The organism is Amycolatopsis thermalba, from assembly GCF_023376025.1.
Taxonomy (GTDB): Bacteria; Actinomycetota; Actinomycetes; order Mycobacteriales; family Pseudonocardiaceae; genus Amycolatopsis_E; species Amycolatopsis_E thermalba.
Genome location: NZ_CP091196.1, coordinates 2,675,167 through 2,694,196, shown reverse-complemented (window position 1 = coordinate 2,694,196; position 19,030 = coordinate 2,675,167). Strand labels below are relative to the sequence as shown.

Here is a 19,030-nt window from a genome sequence, read left to right as displayed (position 1 = left end):
GGCGATGATGCGGCCGTGCGCAAGAACTCAACCACGCCCGAGCCGTCCGTCGCCGCGCCGCTGGACGACGTGTCGAAGAAGATCATCGAGCAGCTGCAGGAGGACGGCCGGCGACCCTACGGGGCCATCGGCAAGGCGGTCGGGCTGTCCGAGGCCGCGGTGCGGCAGCGGGTCGCGCGGCTGACCCAGAGCGGGGTCGTCCAGATCGTCGCGGTCACCGATCCCATGCAGGTGGGGCTGTTCCGGCAGGCGATGATCATGCTCAAGGTCGACGGCCCGCTGGAGCCGGTCGCCGACGCGCTCGCCGAGCTCGACCACATCGACTACGTGGTGATCTGCGCCGGCAAGTACGACCTGCTGTGCGAGGCGGTGTGCCCCGACGACGACCGGCTGCTCGACCTGCTCTCCAACCGGATCCGGACCATCCCCGGGGTGCGTGACATCGAGACGCTGACCTACCTCAAGCTACGGAAACAGTCGTATCAGTGGGGTACACGGTAGTTTTTAGTTGCCTCCAGGGTCTTGATGTGCGATAAACGTAGGGGAAGGTACAGCCCGAAGCCCTGCGAGGACACTCATGACCCCGACCGCCGCACGCGACCACCTCTGGCTCCACTTCAGCCGGCTGTCCGCCTACGACAAGGACGAGGTCCCGCTGATCGTCCGCGGCGAGGGGGCCTACATCTGGGACGACCGCGGCCGCCGCTACCTCGACGGGCTCGCCGGGCTCTTCGCGGTGCAGGCCGGCCACGGCCGGCGTGAACTGGCCGAGGCGGCGGCCAAGCAGGCCGCGGAGCTGGCCTACTTCCCGCTGTGGTCCTACGTCCACCCGACCGCCGTCGAGCTGGCCGAACGGCTCGCCGGCGAGGCGCCGGGCGAGTTGAACCGCGTGTTCTTCACCGTCAGCGGCGGCGAGTCCGTCGAGACCGCGTGGAAGCTGGCCAAGCAGTACTTCAAGCTCACCGGGAAACCCGGCAAGCACAAGGTGATCAGCCGCCACCTCGCCTACCACGGCACGTCCCAGGGCGCCCTGTCCATCACCGGGATCCCCGGCGCGAAGCAGGACTTCGAGCCCCTCGTGCCCAGTGGGTTGCGGGTGCCGAACACGAACTTCTACCGCGCGCCGGAGCACGCCGACGACTACCAGGCCTACGGGCGGTGGGCGGCCGACCAGATCGCGCAGGCGATCGAGTTCGAGGGACCGGACACGGTGGCCGCGGTGTTCCTGGAGCCGGTGCAGAACACCGGCGGGTGTTTCCCGCCGCCTCCCGGCTACTTCGAGCGGGTCCGGGAGATCTGCGACACCTACGACGTGCTGCTGGTGTCGGACGAGGTGATCTGCGCGTTCGGCCGGCTCGGGCACGCCTTCGGCGCGCAGCGATACGGCTACCAGCCGGACATCATCACCACCGCCAAGGGACTGACCTCCGGGTACGCGCCGCTGGGGGCCGTGCTGATCAGCGACCGGCTGGCCGAGCCGTTCCGCCACGGCGACACGACGTTCATGCACGGCTCGACCTACGGCGGGCACCCGGTGTCCTGCGCGGTCGCGCTGGCCAACCTGGACCTCTTCGAGCGCGACGGTCTCTACGAGCACGTGCGCGCGAACGAGCAGGCGTTCAAGTCCACCTTGGACAAGCTCCGCGATCTCCCGATCGTCGGCGACGTGCGGGGCGCCGGCTTCTTCTACGGCATCGAACTGGTCAAGGACAAGGCGACCAAGGAGACCTTCACCGCCGAGGAGAGCGAACGGGTCCTGCGTGGCTACCTGTCGACGGCGCTGTTCGAGGGCGGCCTCTACTGCCGGGCCGACGACCGCGGCGAGCCCGTCGTGCAGGTGTCACCGCCGCTGATCTGCGGGCAGCAGCAGTTCGACGAGATCGAGCAGATCCTGCGGACCGCCTTCACCGAGGCGTGGTCGCGGCTCTGACCCATCCGGCCGGACCGGGTGGCCCGCGGAGGCCACCCGGTCCGGCCGGAAACCCCTCAACCTTCGGCAGCCGCCCCTCGCGGTTCACGAATCGAACCCGACCCCCAGCCGGTCCAAGGTGCGCAACCACAGGTTTCGCTGCCCGCCGCCCCGGTCCGCCCGGCCCAGCGACCACCGGGTCAACTGGATCCCGGCGTAGCGGAACGGCTCCGGCGGGAACGGCACCGGCTTCCGGCGCACCATCTCCAGCGACGTCAGCTCCAGGTCACGGCCGTAGAGCAAGCCCAGCATCACCTGTGCCCCGAACCGCGTGGCTCCGACGCCGAGCCCGGTGTACCCGGCCGAGTAGGCGACCCGGCCGCCACAAGCCCTGCCGAAGAACGGGCTGAACCGCGTGCAGGTGTCGATCACCCCGCCCCAGGTGTGCGTGAACCGGATCCCCGCCAGCTGGGGAAAGGTGACGAAGAAGTTCCGGGCGAGCTGGCGGCGGGTCCGGTCGCGCTGCTCCAGATCGGGCGCGATCCGGCTGCCGTAGTGGTAGATCGCGTCGTAGCCGCCCCAGAGGATCCGGTCGTCCGCGGTGAGCCGGTAGTAGTGGAACTGGTTTCCCGCGTCGCTCATCCCCTGCCGCCTGGCCCAGCCGATCGCGGCGAGCCGGTCCGCCGTCAGGGGTTCGGTGACCAGCGCGTGGTCGTACACCGGAGCCAGGTACCAGCGCAGGCGCTTCAGCAGCGGCCCGAACACGCCCGCGCACAACGCCACCTTCCCGGCACGCAGCACCCCGGTCGCGGTCACGATCCGCATGCCGGCCCCGTCCCGCTCGATCCGGTCGGCCCTGGTGCCCTCGTGGATGCGCACCCCGAGGGCCTGGCACGCGTTCTGCAGCCCCCGCGCCAGCCGGGCGGGGTCGACCAGCGCCACCCCGTCCGGGTCCGCCAGTCCCGCGAGGTAGGTGGGTGAGTCGACCTCGGCCCGCACCTCGTCCCGGTCCAGCAGGCGCAACTCGGTGCCGTGCCGCGCGGCGAGCGCCCGGGTTCCGGCGAGTTCGTCGACCTGCCAGGGCTGGGTCGCCACCGTCAGCTCGCCGGTGCGCTGCCAGTCGCAGTCGATGGCGTACCGGTGCACCGCGGACTCGATCGCGTCGAGGTTGGCCCGCCCCAGCTGCTCCAGCCGCTCGATCTCGGCCGGGAACCGCTGGACGCCGTTGGCGAGACCGTGGGTGAGGCTGGCGGCGCAGAACCCGCCGTTGCGCCCGGACGCCGCCCAGCCGATCTGGTGCGCTTCGAGCAGGACGACGTCGATCCCCGGGTCGCGTTCCTTCGCCAGCAGGGCCGTCCACAGGCCCGCGTACCCACCGCCGATGACGACGAGGTCACAGCGATCGGTCCCGAGCAGTGGTTCGCTGGGCGGGCGCCGCCAGTCCGGCTGGTCGAGCCAGAACGGCAGTTCCCGCGCGTCGCGCAGGGCGGAGTCAGCGTTCATCGTGCACGAGCCGCCCGTCGATGTAGGTGCGGGCCACCCTCGCGGCGCCGATCTCGCCGACCGGCCCGTCGAAGGGGTCCCGGTCGAGGACCACGAGGTCGGCGGGCCTGCCGACGGCGATCGTGCCCGTGTCCACACGAGACACCCACGCCGAACCCGCGGTGTAGGCGGCGAGCGCCACGGGCAGCGGCAACGCCTGGTGCGCGCCGAGCGGCGGCGTCCCGGCCGGCGCGTCGTAGCCGACGCGGTTCACCGCGACGTGCACCGCGGCCAGCGGATCGGGCGAGCTCACCGGCCAGTCGCTGCCCATCGCCAGCGTCGCGCCGCCGCGGAACAGATCACCGAACGGGTACTGCCGGGCCGCGCGCTCGTCGCCGAGGAACGGGATGGTCAGCTCGTCCATCTGCGGCTCGTGCGTCGCCCACAACGCCTGCAGGTTCGCGGTCGCACCGAGCCGCCGGAACCGCGGGACGTCGTCGGGGTGCACCACCTGCAGGTGCGCGAGCTGGTGCCGCCGGCCGGACGATCCGTTGGCGGCACGGGCCGCCGCGATGGCGTCCAGCGCGTCGCGCACCGCGCGGTCCCCGAGGGCGTGGAAGTGCACCTGGAAGCCGGCCGCGTCGAGCGCGATCGTCACCGCCTTCGCCAGCTCCGCGTCGAGGAAGCTCAGCCCGCGGTTGCCGGTGGGGTGCCCGCACCGGTCCAGGTAGGGCTCCAGCATGGCGGCGGTGAACGTCTCCGCGACCCCGTCCAGCATCACCTTCACGGTGCCGACGTCGTACCGGCCGCCGAGCCGGGCGGTCTCCTCGCGCAGCTTCACCAGTGCGGCGACCTGGTCGGCGACGCCGTCGGGCGGGCACGCGCGGTCCCACCACAACGCACCCGTCACCCGGGCCGTCAAAGTGCCCTCCCGCTGCGCCCGCAGATAGGCCGCATGGACCGACGCGCCCGGACCGTCCACTTCGACCAGTGCGTCCTGCCAGCCGACGACGCCGAGCGAGTGCAGGTGGCGCTGGGCCTCCCGCAGCCCCGCGTCGAAGTCGGCCTGCGCCGGGGCGGGCACCAGCCGTTCGACGAGCGCCATCGCGCCCTCGTGCAGCGTGCCGGTGGGCAGGCCGTGCTCGTCCCGCTCGATCCGGCCGTCGGCGGGGTCCGGCGTGTCCGCGGAGATGCCCGCCAGTTCCAGTGCCGGGGTGTTCACCCAGGCCGAGTGGTGGTCGCGGTTGGGCAGGAAGACCGGCCGGTCCGGCACCGTCCGGTCGAGGACCGCCGCGGTCGGGCAGCCGCGCGGGAACGCGCTCATCGACCAGCCGCCGCCGAGGATCCACGCCCGATCGGGATGAGCCGCCGCGTAGCCGCCGATGGCGGCCAGGTACTCGTCCGCGGTCGCCAGCCCGCTCAGGTCGCACCGCAGCCGCTCCAGCCCGCCCATCACCGGGTGGACGTGCGCGTCGACGAAACCCGGCAGCAGCAGCCGGCCGTGGAGATCGACCACGTCGCCGGCCCGGATCGAGGCGACCTCCGCATCCCCGCCCACCGCGACGATCACGCCGTCCCGCACGGCGACCGCGCTGGCCACCGATCGCGCCGCGTCCGCGCAGAAGACAGCGCCGTTCCGGAAGACCGTCGTGCTCATGAGCCGGTCCCCCGGTGGACGGTGAGGCTGAGCGCGGCACCGGACGGGCCGCCGAGCGTGATCGACTGCGTCGTCACCGACGCCGTGGTCTGGGCCCAGCGGTTGCCCTCCTGGCCCCAGAACGGCACGAACTCGGGCGCGTCGCTGCCGGCGATCGCCAGGCCCAGCGCGTGCCCGGCGGGCAGCCGGTAGCCGGCGTGCCCCAGGTCGACCTCGACATCCCGGTCGTACCCGGCGGCGAGCACGGTGACCTGGCCGCGCGCGATCAGGTGCGCCGAGCCGTCGGGTGCCACGTCGAACAGCTTCGCGAACAGGTCCAGCTCCGGGCCGTCGGCGCGGACCTGGGCCCGCAACGACACCGGACCCACGAGGTCCAGGGGCTCCGCCAGCGGCGGCCCGCCGAACACCAGCACGTCGGGCCGGTCCAGGTTGCCCCGCTGATCGGGGTGGAACAGCAGGTACGCGAAGGGATCGGGAGCCAGTGACGGCACCGGGCCGGTGGGATCGTGCTTCCAGGTCGCCTCCACGCCCGCGGCCGGGCGATCGGGACCCAGGACGCCACCAGGCGCCTTCCCGCGCGCCGCGGTGGCGTCCGACGGGTAGAGGGTGATCGTCGTGGTCTCCGGCGGCGGCCAGGTTTCGCTCACCCGGAACGACGGATCGGCGTTGGCGAGCTGCCAGCGCACCCGCGGGATGTCGGCCGGCTTTCCGGCACCGCGCAGGAAGACGTCGAAGAACTCGACCGCCGGGCCGAGGTACCGCGGCAGCGTCGCGCGTCGCTCCTCCGGCGTCGGCCGCGCGCCGCCGCCGAGCCAGGGCCGGTCGAAGTGCGAGTTGCTCTCGTGGTCGATGGCCTCGATCAGCAGGTACTCGTTGATCGCCCAGTGCGGGCGCCGCTGGATCTCCCGGTGGTCCTGCCACTGCCAAGGCGCGCAGTTGTCCCACCAGCCGATCGTCATCAGCACCGGGACGGCCGGGGCGTCGAACGGGCTGCCGTGGCGGAACCGGCGCAGCCGCACCGGGTTCGGGTACCACACGTCGTAGGACGCCGACCGGCTGCCGACCTGGGCGAAGAACTTCTCCACGGTGTCGTGGTAGGGCAACGTGGTCCAGTCCATCTGCCACATCAGCATGTCCTGGTCGTGGAACATGGTGAGCGGGTACATCCGGTGCACGCCCATCTCCACCTCGCGGGTGTGCGTGCCCGGGATGGGCGCGGCCAGTTCACCGAGCCGGGTGCCGGTGACCCGTGGGGCGATCGCCCGCAGCGCGGGGTGCGCGGTGGACACGGCCGCCCACTGGGTGAAGCCGTAGTAGGAGTCGCCCCACATGCCCACGATTCCATTGGACCACGGCTGCTTGGTGATCCAGTCGATCGTGTCGTAGCCGTCGTCGGCCTCGTTGACGAACAGCAGCCGCTCGCCCTCGGAGCGGAACTTGCCGCGCACGTCCTGGACCACCATGCGGTAGCCGAACCGCAGGAAGTACTCGGCCACCTCGGGCAGCGCGGTGTACCCGCCGTTCTTGTCGTAGGGCAGCCGGGTCAGGATCACCGGGCCCGGCGTGGTGTCGCCGCCGGGGAGGTAGACGTCGGTGGCGAGCCGGACCCCGTCGCGCATGGGCACCATCACCTCGGTGGCCAGGGGGCTGCGCTCGGCCGGGCCGATGCGTTCGATGTGCATGTTCAGTCCAATGCGAAGAAGCGGATGCGAACCTGGTCGATGGCTTCGGCGCGGGCCATGCCGACGAACACCGTCGAGTTGAGCCACGCGTGAGCCGGGGCGTCCGTCCGGAACACCGGGAAGGTGCGGTAGTAGTACTCGGCCTCGCTGACGTCCTCACCGGCCCGGAGCCGCTTTTCGACGTCGGGCCCGGCGCGGTACCAGCCGCGGTTGTGGATGTCGATGGTGCCGCCGTCGTCGGCCCGCAGCAGGTACCGCGCGTCGAGTTCGGTTTCCTTGCCCTTGCCGCGGGTGGTCGACCAGTCGCCGCCGTAGGGGAGCACCACGCCGGTCAGCCGCGGCCCGGACACGGTCCCGCCCGTGATGGGCGTGAACATCACCTCTTCCTCGGATGCCCGCCCGACCCACAGCGGCTCGGCGATGTCGACGCGTGCCTCGAAAGCGAACTGCAACGTCGGCTCGATCAACGGCATGGTGGCAACTCCTCTGGTGGGGACGAACGAAAAACGGGTCACGCCGGCCGCAGGGTGGGCCGCCAGCCGGGGCGCGGAACGGAGTCGAGCAGGCGGCGGGTGTAGGGGTCCCGGGGTGCGTCGAGAACGGTGGCGGCGGGGCCGTGCTCGACGATCGCGCCGTGGTGCATGACCGCGACCTCGTCGGCGATCTGCCGCACCACGCCGAGGTCGTGCGAAATGAACAGCAACGCCACGCCGGTCTGCTCGCGGGCGTCGGCGAGCAGGTTGAGGATCTGCGCCTGGATCGACACGTCGAGCGCGGCGACCGCCTCGTCCAGGATCAGCAGCCGGGGTTCGCTGGCCAGCGCCCGCGCGATCGCGACGCGCTGGCGTTGGCCGCCGGAGAGCAGCCGCGGGCGGGCCCGGGCGTGGTCGGCGGTCAGCCCGACGAGGTCGAGCAGGGCGGCCACCCGGGCGCTCCGCTCGTCGCCGGTCAGGTCGAAGTGCAGCCGGAGGCTCTCCTCGAGGCAGCCGCCGACCGTCTGCCGGCGGTCCAGTGACTGGTAGGGGTCCTGGAACACCATCTGCACGATCCGGGCGCGGCGGCGGCGTTCCCGGGTGCCCGGCCGCCCGGTGTGCCACGCGTCCCCGTCCACGGCCACGGTGCCCGCGGTGGCGCGCTCCAACCCCGCGATGATCCGGGCGCAGGTGGACTTGCCGGACCCCGACTCGCCGACGATCGCCAGGCAGGTCCGGGGCTGCACGGCGAAGCTGACGTCGTCGACGGCCACCAGCTCGCCGCGGCGCGGGCCCGGATAGACCTTGCGCAGGTTCCGCACGTCGAGGAGGGGGACGCTCATACCGGGGCTCCCACCTGCGCGTGGTGGCAGGCGACGACGCTGTCCCCCACGGTCCGCGACGCCGGATCGTCCTGCCGGCACCGCTCCGTCGCGAGTGGACAGCGGGGTGCGAAGGCGCAGCCGCCCGGCACCTCCCACGCCGCGGACGGGCGACCCGGGACGGTCGCCAGCCGCGCACGCCGCTCCCCCGTCGTGGGCCGCGCGGACAGCAGGGCCCGGGTGTAGGGGTGGGTGGCGCGGGCGTGGAGGTCGCCGGTGGCCGCGGTCTCCACGATCCGGCCCGCGTACATGACGGCGGTCCGGTCGCAGACGGCGGCGGCCAGATCCAGGTCGTGCGTGATGAACAGCAGGGCCAGGTCGCGCTGGCGCCGCTGCTGGTCGAGGATCGCCATGACCTCCTCCTGCGTGGTCACGTCCAGCGCGGTCGTCGGCTCGTCGGCGAGGATCAGCCGCGGCTCGATCGCCAGCGCGGCCGCGATCATCACCCGCTGCAGCAGTCCGCCGGACAGCTCGTACGGATGCTGGCGCAGGCGCCGGTCCGCGTCCGGGATCCACACGTCGGTGAGCAGCTGCCGGGCCCGCCGCAGCGCGTCCCTGCGGCGGACGCCCCGGGTGAGCACGAGACCCTCGCAGAGGAAGTCGCCGACCGTGCGCACCGGGTTGATGTGCGCCCGCGGGTCCTGGAAGATCATCGCGATCGAGTGGCTGCGCATCCGCCGCAGACCGGCCGGGGTCAGGCCGGTGACCGAGTCGCCGTCGAACGTGATCTCACCACTGGTCTCGGCGTTGCCGGGCAGCAGCCGGATGATGGACCGGGCGGTCATCGACTTGCCCGAGCCGGACTCGCCGACCAGGCCCACCGCCTCCCCGGCCCGGATGTCGAAGCTCACGCCCCGGATGATCGGCCGGACGTCCGTCGTGGACCGCCGGATCGACACCCGCAGGTCGGAGACCCGCAGCAACGGCGCTGTCATGATGACTCACCAATCTCGTAGTGGACCGCCAGCCGCTCCCCCACGAGGTTCACGGCCACCACGGCGACGACGATGACGATCGCGGCGTACAGGGACTGCTCCGGGTGCCCGCCGAGGATCGCGGACTTGCCGTTGGCGACCATGACGCCCCAGCTCGGGTCCGGCGGCTGCGGGCCGAGCCCGAGGAACGAGATCGCGGCCAGGTCGAGCATCGCGTAGCCGAACCCGACGGTGGCCTGCACCAGCAGCAACGGCATCAGGTTGGGCACCAGGTGCCGGACGCAGATCGCCAGGCCGGACACGCCCTGCAGGTGCAGCGCCTCGATGTAGGGCAGGTTCCGCTCGCGCAGCGCGGCCGAGCGCATGACCCGCGCGGTGACCGGCAGGAACGCGAGGGACAGCGCGATCACCGGAGCGAGGAACCCGGCACCGAAGATCGCCGCGGCCAGGATCGCCAGCACCACGCCGGGGAAGGCGAACAGCACGTCGAACACCCGGGACAGGACCGCGTCCAGCCACCCGCGGCGCCATGCGGACAACACCCCCAGGATCGTCCCCAGCGTCGCCGCGATGACCGTCACCAGCAACGGCCCGAGCAGGCTCAGCCGCGAACCGTGGATGAGCCGGGACAGCAGGTCCCGCCCGGTGTCGTCGGTGCCGAGCGGGTGCGCCGCCGACGGTGGCGCGAACACGTTGCTCGCGTCCACGGCGTTCGGGTCGTGCGGCGCGATCCACGGCGCCAGCACGGCGGCGGCGACGAGCAGCAGGCACACCGCGGCCGCCACCGTCCCGATCGGACCGACCGCCGCGACCGACCGGAGCCGGCCGAAGCCACGGCGGCGCGGGACGCCGGCCGCCGGGACGGCCTCGGCCGCCAGCAGAGGGGTTTCGGGCATCCCGGTCACACCCCCGTCCGCAGCAGGCGCCGGTCCAGCACCGCGCTCACCAGGTCGACGACCGTGTTCACCACGACGAACGCGGCCACCATGAGCAGGGCGATGTCCTGCACGACGACGAAGTCCTGCTTCTGCGCGGCGAGCACCAGCAGCGACCCGATGCCGCTGACACCGAAGGCCTGCTCGACCACGACCGTCCCGGCGATCAGCCCGGCGACGGTGAGTCCCGAGACGGTCAGCACCGGCGCCGCCGCGTTGCGCAGCACGTGCCTGCGCACGATCGACGGCATCCGGACCCCACGGCTGCGAGCGGTCTCCACGTGCTCCCCGTGCAGCTCCGACGACAGCGCCGACCGGATCACCCGGCTCACGTAGGCGATGTAGGACGCGGTCAGCGCCAGCGCGGGCAGGGTCAGGTGCTCGATCCGGTCGCCGAAACCCGTCCCCGACCCGAACACCGGCAGCCAGTTCAGCTTGGTGGCGAACAACCAGATCAACACGATCGCCGCGACGAACGTCGGCACCGCCATCAGCAGGCTGGTGGTCGTCGTGATGACGGTGTTGACCGCCTTCCCGGCGAGCGCGCCGGCGATGCCGGTGGCCAGACCGAAGAAGATGATCAGCAGTGCCGCGTACCCGACGAGGAACAGCGTGTTCGTCAGCCGGGCGGAGATCAGGTTCGACACCTGGTCGCCGAACGACATCGACTTGCCCAGATCCCACTGGAACACGCCGGACAGCCAATGCCAGTACCGGGCCCAGAACGGGTCGTCGAGGTGGTACTCCGCGCGGATCGCGGCCAGCGTTTCCGGGCTGGGGTTGCGGCCACCCGCCAGCAGTGCGGCGGGGTCGCCGGGGCTGAGGTGGAGCGCGCCGTAGATGATCAGGCTGGCGGCCAGCAGGGTCACCACCAGCGCGCCCAGGCGCCGGGCGACGAACCGGCCGATCTGGGCGCCCATCAGGCTTTCCCGACGGCCGCGGCCCAGGCCGAGCCGATGTAGGCGAACGACGCGGGCGCGCCGGTGATGGTGTTGCTCATATACAGCCGCTCGTGCAGCTGGGCCAGGCTGATCTGCAGCCGCGCCGGGGCGAAGACCTTCTGCGCGGCCACGAACTTCTCCGCCGCCACCTGCGGGTCGGCGGCCTGCTGCCCCTCGGTCATCAGCCTCTCGACCTCGGCGTCGCGCCAGCCCGTCCAGTTGAACACGCCGCCGGGGAGGACGAACCCGGGCGAGTAGTAGTAGACCCCCGGCACCTCGATGTAGCCCTGCGCGATCACCAGGTCGACGGTCTGGCGCTTGGCCGGGTCGTAGAACAGCTCGCTGAACTCGGTGGGTTGCATCTGCCGGATGTCCAGGGTGAGGCCGATCTGCTTCGCCGCGGCCTGGACGATCGTCGCGGTCTGCAGGCCGGTCTGGTCGCCGGACGGGATGGCCAGCGTCAGGGGTTCCGCGGCGGGCGCGGCCTCCCTGATGAGCGCCTGCGCCCGGGCGAGGTCGGGCTTGGAGGTGTCGGGCAGGGCGGCGTAGCCGGCGTCGAACACCGGCTTGGCCGGGTCGCCCGCCCACGACAGCGGCGGCGTGAACGTCTTCAGCGGCGCGCCGGCGCCGTGCAGCACGTTGCCGATCAGGCTGGTCTTGTCGATCGCCAAGTCCAGCGCCTCCCGCACCCGCGGGTCGGCGGCCGGGCCGGTGGTCGTCGCCGGGCCGATGCTCAGCGACTGGGTCGACGGTCCGAAGTAGAGCTTCCCGCCGGGCGAGCCGCGCAGGGTGTCGAGGCTGCCGATGGGCGCCTCGTAGGTCCCGTCGATCTGACCGGCGACCAGCGCGGTGGTCAGGGTGCTGTCGTCGGTGAAGAAGACGAAGTCGAACTCCTTCGCCTTCGCCTTGGTCCCCCAGTACTCGTCGTTGCGGGTCACCACGACGCGCTCGCCAGGGACCCAGCGGCCGAACCGGAACGGCCCCGTGCACATCACGCCGACGCTGGGGGTGCCGTAGCCGTCCCCGGCTCTCTCCACAAAGGACTTTTCGCTGACCGCGCTCACCGAACCGGCCATGCTGTCCAGGAACTGCTCGTCGGGTCTGGTGAAGGTGACGGTCACCTGCATCGGCCCGCTCTGGACGATGTCGGCGACGTGCTTGAAGACGTCGGCGTGGGCGGGCCGGTTTCCCGGGTCGAGGTTGCGCCGCAGGCTGTGCACGACGTCCGCCGCGGTGAGCGGGTTGCCGTTCCAGAACTTCACGCCCGGCCGGATGGTGAACACCAGAGTCGTGGGGTCCGGCCGCGTCACGCTCTCGGCCAGACCCGGTTCGACGGAGAAGTCCGGGGTGAGCCGCATCAGCGGCTCGCACAGGTTGCTCACCACCGTGTTGGGCGAGTAATCCCCGGCCTTCACCGGATCCACCGTCGCCGGCTCGCCCATCGGCAGGGCCCAGGAGACCTTGTCGATCTCGCCGGCGGCGGGCGGGGTCGAGACCACGAGGTCGGCGGGGGTGACGGACCCGCTCGTGCCACCGCCTCCGCAGCCCGTGGTGACCGCGAGGGCGCCGGCCGACACGAGCACCGCGGCACGACGGATCCGGCGGCGCGAAAGATGCTTTCTGGTCACGGGAATCTCCCTCCGAGGCGGTGCCCGGGTCCACGTCGATCCGGTCGCCCTCGGTCGAGGATGAGTGGCATCATTCTGTGCCCCCGGCCATAGTTAGTCAATACCGACTAACAAAAACTCGTCCAGCGCTCCGGACGCGCCACGGCGGCCGGATATCCTCTACCGTGCAGACGAGGGACCGGGAAGGGAGAGCACGGTGGGCCGGAGCAGTCTCGCCGCCGAACGCAAGGAGCAGATCCTGAGCGCGTTCGCCCGCTGCGTCGCGCGGTCGGGGTTCGCCCGCACGTCACTGGAGGACGTGGCGGCGGAATCCGGGCTGGCACGCGGGCACGTGCGGCACTACCTGGGCAACCGGCACGACCAGGTGGCCGCGCTCGCCGAGTGGATCAACGCGCCCGGACGGGAGGCCTTCGACCGGGTGCGCGGGATCGACGACGACCGGAAACGGGCCGACGGCGTGCTGGACTACCTGTTCCACCCGGGGTTCTACGGACCCAGCGACGAGCTGGCCGTCTTCCTGGCGCTGTTCGAGGAAGCCCGCCGCACGGAGGACCTGCGCAAGAAGTTCGTGGACGAGTACCACGACATCCTCGACACGCTGACCGGCGCGCTGATGGGCGGCCACGCCCTGCCCAAACGCGAGGCGAGCGACATCGCGTACCTGATGCTGTGCGCGGCGGTCGGCAACGCGCACCTGTCGGAGACCGGCGTCAGCCCGGTCCGGGCGCGGCGGGTGGGCGGGCTGTGCCGCCGGGTGTTGCGCATGCTGCTGCCCGCGAACGGGAAGTCCGCCGCGGGCAGCTGAGGGGTCGTAACAGAATGATCTTGGTGTGTTTTGATGTCTCCCGCTGTCGATCTTGTGGTGGGAGGCCAAGCTGAACGCGGCCGGACTGATCGACTGGTCCCGCGCCGCGATCGACGACTCGCATGTCCGGGCGCTAAAAGGAGACCGAAAACCGGGACGAGCCCGGTCGATCGAGCCCGCACCGGCTCAAGAAACACTCAATCCGTTAGGACCTCTGAGGGGAGCGAGCGCCTGAGGGGTCAGCCGATCGCGCTCATGACGTGCTTGACGCGCGTGTAGTCCTCCAGGCCGTACATCGACAGGTCCTTGCCGTAGCCGGAGTGCTTGAACCCGCCGTGCGGCATCTCGGCCACGATCGGGATGTGGGTGTTGATCCACACGCAACCGAAGTCCAGCCGCTTGGCCATCCGCATCGCGCGGCCGTGGTCCCGGGTCCACACCGACGACGCCAGCCCGTAGCGGACGGAGTTGGCGTGCCGGATCGCCTCCTGCTCGTCGCCGACCCGCTGGACCGTGATGACCGGGCCGAACACCTCGTCGGTGACGATCTCGTCGCCCTGCCGCAGCCCGGCCACCACCGTCGGGGCGTGGAAGAACCCGGCGTCGCCGACGCGCGACCCTCCACTGTGGACGCGGGCGTGATCCGGGAGCCGGTCGAGGAACCCGGCGACCTTGTCCAGCTGCGCCTGGCTGTTCAGCGGCCCGTACGCGACGTCGGGGTCGTCGGGGCGCCCGGTGCGGGTGGCCTTGGCCTGCTCGGTCAGCGCGGCCAGGAACTCGTCGTGCACCGCGTCGTGCACCAGCACGCGGGTGGCCGCCGTGCAGTCCTGGCCCGCGTTGAAGAACCCGGCGGCGGCGATCCCCTCGGCCGCGGCCGGGATGTCGGCGTCGTCGAACACCACGACCGGCGCCTTGCCGCCCAGCTCCAGGTGAACCCGCTTCAGGCCGGCCGCGGCGGCGCCGGCGACCTCCATGCCCGCCCGCTCCGAGCCGGTGACCGACACCATCGCCGGGGCCGGGTGCGCGACCAGCGCGCGGCCGGTGTCGCGGTCCCCGCACACGACGTTGAGCACGCCGGGCGGCAGGAACTCGGCGGCGAGCTCGGCCAGCAGCACCGTGCTGCCCGGCGTCGTCTCCGCGGGCTTGAGCACGACGGTGTTGCCCGCCGCGAGCGCCGGGGCGATCTTCCACACCGCCATCATCAGCGGGTAGTTCCACGGGGTGACCTGAGCGCACACGCCCACCGGCTCCCGCCGGACGAACGAGGTGTGGCCCGCCAGGTACTCGGCGGCGGCCTTGCCCTCCAGGACCCGGGCGGCGCCGGCGAAGAAGCGGATCTGGTCGACCGCGGGCGGCAGCTCCTCGTCGCGGGTGAGCGCGAGCGGTTTGCCCGTGTCGGCCGATTCGCACCGGACGAACTCGTCCGCGCGCTGCTCCAGCGCGTCGGCGATCCGCAGCAGCGCGCGTTGCCGCTCCGCCGGGGTGGTCTCCGACCAGGTCTCGAAGGCCCTCGCGGCGGCGTCGAACGCGGCGTCCACGTCGGCGGGCCCGGACAGCGCGGACGTGGCGTGGACGGCGCCGGTCACCGGGTCGACCAGGTCCAGGGTCCGACCGTCAGCGGCGTCGACCGCCTTGCCGTCGACGAAGTTGCGGATGTGCTGCGTGTCCATGTGACGCATGGAACACCACTAATTCAGCGGAGTCAACGCCTTTCGGCAACTAAATTCGTTGCGGTGGGCTGGGACCTCGAGCCGACCGAGATCGAAGACGAGTGGCCGCGGCGACGGCCGCGAGGGTGTGGTCGGCACGGACTTCGTGCCCGGGCAGACCAGCGGCTGGGGGTCAGAACGCGCATCGGCGGTCACCCGCCCAGCGGTACCCCGACCTGCCCGAGCATGAGCTGGTGAGCGAGCCCGGCGGCCGCGGCCGATTCGCCGGCCAGGTGGCCGAGGAGAACGTGGTGTGCCGCAGCTGCGATCGCGCCGACGCCACGGTACCGGGGCCCGCAGCACGGCCTGGTAGACCAGGACGGCCGCGAGCACACCGGTTGGTGAGTGACGCTTGGGTGTCACTCCAGCCGGGGCGGTGCGCACCGCAAAGACAACGACCCCTCCCGCACCCGGAAACCAGCTCCGCCAACCGCCACAAGCTGCCGAACAACCCAACGCCGAGATCCCGTCCGATCACCACGCTCGGACGGGATCTCGTCAACCGCTCACCGCATCATGGAGGCCGTCAGGGTTCCGGAGTTCGTTCCGCGGCAGGTCGAGGACCGCTTCCCACGCGGCCCGCCGGGTGGGGCGCCCGATGGTCCCGGCGCGGCTCGGCGCCTGCCGCGGCACGCGACTGTCCGCGCCTCGGTCCGGCGAGCATGACGTAGATCAGAACGGACAGCACCGCACAGATGGCGGCGCTTGCCCACAGCACCGTCTGCCACGCGCCGGTGAGCCCGCTGGTGACGAAGTCGGAGAACTCCGGCCGGATTTCGGCCGGCACCTCGGACAGCGGGCCGGTGAGGTCGCCGGCGTTCACGCTGTCGGCCAACTCGCCGGCCCTTCCGCGATAGGCGGGAAAGCCGCCCAGGCCGTCACCCAGCGAACCTTGCACGAGGTCGACCAGCACCGTGCCGACCACCGCGATGGCGATGGCCTCGCTGCCCAGCCGCAGCACGTTGAGCAAGCCCGCCGCGGTGCCGGTGGCCTCGGGCGCCACCACGGTCAGTGCCGCACCGTCGATCAGCCCGAAGTTGAGGCCGAGCCCGACCCCGAGTGTGATCAGCGGGCCGGACAGCGCCGTGAGGCTCATGCCGGCCTGCAGGACCGCTGCGAGCCAGGTGACCCCGCCGGTCAGGCACACCAAGCTGAGGCCGAGCACGTGCCGCGTGGTCAACCCCCACCGGATCAGCTTCGCGGCGAGGAGCGGGGTGACCAGGATCGGCAGCGTCATCAGCAGCATCGTGGCGCCGGCCGTCTTGCTGGAGGCGCCGTTCGCGGCCACCAGGTAGTTCGGCAGGAGCGGCAGCAGGATCACGAACGAGAAGGAGACGACCACCGGGATCAGGCACAGCGCCATGAACTTGGCGTTGCGCAGCAGTCTCAGATCGAGCATCGGATGCCGGGCGCGTCGCTCCACCAGGACGAACGCCACCATCAACACCACCGAACCGGCCAGCAGCCCCACGACGCCGGCACTGCCCCACCCCCACCGCGGGCCCTCGACCACACCGAGCATGAGGAGGAAGAGGCTGGTGACGAACGTCGCGGTGCCCACCGAGTCCACCCGGGCCGTCACCGCGCCCCGCGATTCGGGCAGGAACGGGACGGCGAGCAACACCAGCAGCATCAGCAGCGCGTGCAGCCCGAAGAACCAGCGCCACCCCAGGGCGTCCGCCAGCGTGCCCGCGGCCATGGCTCCCATGGCCAGCCCGCCACCCGTCACGATGCCGACGGCGGCGAACGCCCGGGTACGCGCCGCGCCGTCGAAGCTCGTGGCCAGGATGGCACTGCCGCTGGTCAGCAATGCGGCGGCACCGACACCGGCGAGGCCGCGCATCACGTCGAGCAGCAGGATGTCGCTCGTGGCCGCGCTCACCAGCGACGCCACGGTGAACAGCACCGCGCCCCCAATGAACACGCGGCGCCGGCCGAACCGGTCGGCCAGCGAGCCACAAGCGAGCATGAAGCTCGCGAAGGTCAGGTTGTAGCCGTGCACGACCCACTGCAGGGCGTCCAGTGACGCACCGGTATCGCGCCGGATGTGCGGGAGCGCCACCCCCGACCCCGTCACCGAAGTCGGAAGGATCAGCAGAACCAGGAGTATGGCGGTGCAGGTGATCGCGGGCCGTGCGCTGCCCGTCCGTCCGCCCGTGGGCAGCCTCACGCCGGCACACTCCGCGGTGACGCCACGGGCACGGCGCCGACGAGGCCGCCGTCGATGACGAGGTCCTGGCCGGTGATGTAGGAGGCGTCCTCGGATGCCAGGAACGCCACGGCCGCCGCCACGTCGTCCGGGTGCCCGAGGCCGCCGAGAGCCACCTCAGCGGCATTCCGGGCTTCGGCGCCGGGCTCCGGGTTGGCGTCGCGGTACATCGCCGTGTCGATGTAGCCGGGGCTGACCGAGTTGACCCGGATGCCGCGTGGCGCGAGGTCGGCTGCCAGGGTCCGGGCGAGGTTGTGTGCGGCGGCCTTGCTCGCGGAGTAGACGGAGGCGATGGGCAGCCCGCGGTAGAGGGTCCACGACGCGTTGATGACCACGGCACCGCCGTCCCGCATCAGGGGCAGCATCGTCTGGACGGTGAGGAAGACGCCCTTGAAGTTGACACCGACCACGTGGTCGAAGTCGTCGTCGGTGATCTCGGTGGTGGTCTTGAAGATTCCGACACCCGCGTTGGCGAAGATCGCATCCAGGCTGCCGCGCCACGTCTCGACGCGCCGCATGAGGTGACGGAGGTCGGCGCGGGAGGCCACATCGGCCGCGACTGCGAGCACCCGCTCGGGCTCGGTGTGCAGGCGGGCGGCGGCCTCCGCCACGCGCCCCTGGTCGCGTCCGGTGATGACGACGTAGGCGCCTTCGTCGAGGAGCCGGCGCGCGGTGGCGAACCCCATGCCTCTGGTACCGCCGGTGACCAGGACCGTCTTGTTGGTGAACCGCTTCATACGCCGATCGTCGACCGGCCGCCGCGCGCCTGGGAGTGCCGGTCGGACCTGGGTCTGCCACCACCACCCTCAGCGCTCGGTCTGCTTCTGCGCGGCCAGCAGGGCGGCAAGCCGGGCCTGGGTGCCGGTGTCCGGTGCCGGCGTGTACAGCAGCAGCCGGTGACCGGGCAGGCCGGAAAGCGGCAGCGCAGTGTACTCGAAGACGAGCTCGCCGGACTCCGCGTGCCGGACGGTCTTGATGCCCTCGGTCGCGCTACCGACCGGGTGCTCCGCCCAGATGTCGGCGAAGGCAGGGCTCGCCGCGCACATGTCGGCCGCAAGCCGGCCGAACTCCGGATCGTCCGGATAACGGGCCGCGTCCGCCCGGAACTGGCCGACGATCGCCCGCGCACCATCTTCCCAGTGGCACAGCGACGCGCGGAAGGCCGCATTGGTGAAGAAACTCACCAGGCAGCTGTAGTCGTCTTCGCCGTACCCGAACACCAGATTCGCGGCGCGGTTGACGGCGACGAAGTTCCAGTGCCGGTCGATCACGTAGGCGGGGCGTGGCAGCCAGCCGTCGATCAGCCGCCGAAGCGCGGGAGAGACCTCGCGGTTCGCTTGCCGGTGCGGCGGCGGGTTGAGCCCAGCCAGGAGATACAGGTGTTCGCGCTCCTCGTCGTCGAGGCGCAGGACCCGGGCGATGGCGTCCAGGACATCCGCCGAAATGTTGATCTCGCGGCCCTGTTCGAGCCAGGTGTACCAGGAGACTCCGACACCGGCGAGCACTGCCACCTCTTCACGGCGCAGCCCCGGCGTACGCCGCGCGCCGCCCGCGGGCATCCCGACATCCTCGGGCGCCAACCGGGCCCGCCGCGAGCGCAGGAACGCGCGAATCTCGGCGCTGCGTCGCTGTCGTGCGTCTGCGGGGAGCCGGGAAACGTCCATTCCTCCATGGTAGAAGCCACCGCGCTCGCCGAGATCCCGTCCGGTCAATCCGACCGGACGGGAGCTCGCCAACCAGTCATACCTGGTCGTCAAGGCCCGGTAATCCGAGCTGTCTCGAGA

General features: G+C 71.7%; 16 protein-coding genes. 3 read left to right on the top strand and 13 right to left on the bottom strand.

Annotated elements, in window-relative coordinates:
* Window positions 1-15 precede the first annotated feature (15 nt).
* Entirely contained in the window at window positions 16-501 is a 486-nt protein-coding gene (locus L1857_RS13020) for an Lrp/AsnC family transcriptional regulator (RefSeq protein WP_094004934.1), read from the top strand.
* A gap of 76 nt (window positions 502-577) precedes the next feature.
* Window positions 578-1,930: an aspartate aminotransferase family protein gene (locus L1857_RS13015; RefSeq protein WP_094004933.1), complete on the top strand. Its 1,353-nt coding sequence runs from the start codon at window positions 578-580 to the stop codon at window positions 1,928-1,930.
* An 84-nt stretch (window positions 1,931-2,014) separates the two neighbouring features.
* Here L1857_RS13015 and L1857_RS13010 read toward each other — a convergent pair whose 3' ends face one another.
* From L1857_RS13010 to L1857_RS12970, 9 genes are read right to left on the bottom strand one after another with little or no spacing between them, the layout of a single operon-like run.
* A complete protein-coding gene (locus L1857_RS13010; RefSeq protein WP_116110034.1) occupies window positions 2,015-3,412 on the bottom strand; it encodes an NAD(P)/FAD-dependent oxidoreductase in 1,398 nt (465 codons plus the stop codon).
* Window positions 3,402-5,048 (bottom strand): amidohydrolase, encoded by a 1,647-nt coding sequence (locus tag L1857_RS13005; RefSeq protein WP_094004931.1) that lies wholly within the window; start codon window positions 5,046-5,048, stop codon window positions 3,402-3,404. Before L1857_RS13005 ends, L1857_RS13010 begins: the two co-directional genes overlap by 11 nt.
* Window positions 5,045-6,730 (bottom strand): CocE/NonD family hydrolase, encoded by a 1,686-nt coding sequence (locus tag L1857_RS13000; RefSeq protein WP_116110035.1) that lies wholly within the window; start codon window positions 6,728-6,730, stop codon window positions 5,045-5,047. Before L1857_RS13000 ends, L1857_RS13005 begins: the two co-directional genes overlap by 4 nt.
* A 2-nt stretch (window positions 6,731-6,732) precedes the next feature.
* On the bottom strand, window positions 6,733-7,203 hold the full coding sequence (locus L1857_RS12995) for a DUF3237 domain-containing protein (RefSeq protein WP_094004929.1): 471 nt from the start codon (window positions 7,201-7,203) through the stop codon (window positions 6,733-6,735).
* 38 nt (window positions 7,204-7,241) lie between these two features.
* The gene (locus tag L1857_RS12990) at window positions 7,242-8,045 is read right to left on the bottom strand and encodes an ABC transporter ATP-binding protein (protein WP_116110036.1); all 804 of its coding nucleotides are present in this window, start codon (window positions 8,043-8,045) and stop codon (window positions 7,242-7,244) included.
* Window positions 8,042-9,019: an ABC transporter ATP-binding protein gene (locus L1857_RS12985; RefSeq protein WP_094004927.1), complete on the bottom strand. Its 978-nt coding sequence runs from the start codon at window positions 9,017-9,019 to the stop codon at window positions 8,042-8,044. The genes L1857_RS12990 and L1857_RS12985 overlap by 4 nt, the downstream gene beginning before the upstream one ends.
* A complete protein-coding gene (locus tag L1857_RS12980; protein WP_094005001.1) occupies window positions 9,016-9,915 on the bottom strand; it encodes an ABC transporter permease in 900 nt (299 codons plus the stop codon). Before L1857_RS12980 ends, L1857_RS12985 begins: the two co-directional genes overlap by 4 nt.
* A gap of 5 nt (window positions 9,916-9,920) precedes the next feature.
* Window positions 9,921-10,874 carry an ABC transporter permease gene (locus tag L1857_RS12975; protein WP_116110037.1) on the bottom strand — a complete coding sequence of 318 codons (954 nt, stop codon included), beginning with the start codon at window positions 10,872-10,874 and terminating at the stop codon, window positions 9,921-9,923.
* Window positions 10,874-12,523: an ABC transporter substrate-binding protein gene (locus L1857_RS12970; RefSeq protein ID WP_249465193.1), complete on the bottom strand. Its 1,650-nt coding sequence runs from the start codon at window positions 12,521-12,523 to the stop codon at window positions 10,874-10,876. Before L1857_RS12970 ends, L1857_RS12975 begins: the two co-directional genes overlap by 1 nt.
* A 196-nt stretch (window positions 12,524-12,719) precedes the next feature.
* Here L1857_RS12970 and L1857_RS12965 point away from each other — a divergent pair, with 196 nt between their 5' ends.
* On the top strand, window positions 12,720-13,328 hold the full coding sequence (locus L1857_RS12965; protein ID WP_094004924.1) for a TetR/AcrR family transcriptional regulator: 609 nt from the start codon (window positions 12,720-12,722) through the stop codon (window positions 13,326-13,328).
* Between the two features lie 239 nt (window positions 13,329-13,567).
* On the opposite strand, the gene L1857_RS12955 is transcribed toward L1857_RS12965, so the two are convergent.
* The 4 genes from L1857_RS12955 to L1857_RS12940 form a co-directional block, all read right to left on the bottom strand.
* Entirely contained in the window at window positions 13,568-14,998 is a 1,431-nt protein-coding gene (locus L1857_RS12955) for a gamma-aminobutyraldehyde dehydrogenase (protein WP_116110039.1), read from the bottom strand.
* Between the two features lie 565 nt (window positions 14,999-15,563).
* Window positions 15,564-17,207, bottom strand: a complete 1,644-nt coding sequence (locus tag L1857_RS12950) for an MFS transporter (protein WP_275895888.1) — start codon at window positions 17,205-17,207, stop codon at window positions 15,564-15,566.
* A complete protein-coding gene (locus L1857_RS12945) occupies window positions 17,204-17,983 on the bottom strand; it encodes an SDR family NAD(P)-dependent oxidoreductase (RefSeq protein WP_249465189.1) in 780 nt (259 codons plus the stop codon). The genes L1857_RS12950 and L1857_RS12945 overlap by 4 nt, the downstream gene beginning before the upstream one ends.
* 69 nt (window positions 17,984-18,052) lie before the next feature.
* Window positions 18,053-18,910 (bottom strand): helix-turn-helix transcriptional regulator, encoded by an 858-nt coding sequence (locus L1857_RS12940; RefSeq protein ID WP_116110042.1) that lies wholly within the window; start codon window positions 18,908-18,910, stop codon window positions 18,053-18,055.
* Window positions 18,911-19,030 lie beyond the last annotated feature (120 nt).

Excerpts from the sequence above, each read along its gene's own strand:
- L1857_RS13005 (WP_094004931.1), bottom strand. The coding sequence starts at position 5,048 with ATGAGCACGACGGTCTTCCGGAACGGCGCTGTCTTCTGCGCGGACGCG.
- L1857_RS12945 (WP_249465189.1), bottom strand. The coding sequence starts at position 17,983 with ATGAAGCGGTTCACCAACAAGACGGTCCTGGTCACCGGCGGTACCAGA.
- L1857_RS12940 (WP_116110042.1), bottom strand. The coding sequence starts at position 18,910 with ATGGACGTTTCCCGGCTCCCCGCAGACGCACGACAGCGACGCAGCGCC.
- L1857_RS12995 (WP_094004929.1), bottom strand. The coding sequence starts at position 7,203 with ATGCCGTTGATCGAGCCGACGTTGCAGTTCGCTTTCGAGGCACGCGTC.
- L1857_RS13010 (WP_116110034.1), bottom strand. The coding sequence starts at position 3,412 with ATGAACGCTGACTCCGCCCTGCGCGACGCGCGGGAACTGCCGTTCTGG.
- L1857_RS13000 (WP_116110035.1), bottom strand. The coding sequence starts at position 6,730 with ATGCACATCGAACGCATCGGCCCGGCCGAGCGCAGCCCCCTGGCCACC.
- L1857_RS12985 (WP_094004927.1), bottom strand. The coding sequence starts at position 9,019 with ATGACAGCGCCGTTGCTGCGGGTCTCCGACCTGCGGGTGTCGATCCGG.
- L1857_RS12975 (WP_116110037.1), bottom strand. The coding sequence starts at position 10,874 with ATGGGCGCCCAGATCGGCCGGTTCGTCGCCCGGCGCCTGGGCGCGCTG.
- L1857_RS12955 (WP_116110039.1), bottom strand. The coding sequence starts at position 14,998 with ATGGACACGCAGCACATCCGCAACTTCGTCGACGGCAAGGCGGTCGAC.
- L1857_RS12990 (WP_116110036.1), bottom strand. The coding sequence starts at position 8,045 with ATGAGCGTCCCCCTCCTCGACGTGCGGAACCTGCGCAAGGTCTATCCG.
- L1857_RS12980 (WP_094005001.1), bottom strand. The coding sequence starts at position 9,915 with ATGCCCGAAACCCCTCTGCTGGCGGCCGAGGCCGTCCCGGCGGCCGGC.
- L1857_RS13015 (WP_094004933.1), top strand. The coding sequence starts at position 578 with ATGACCCCGACCGCCGCACGCGACCACCTCTGGCTCCACTTCAGCCGG.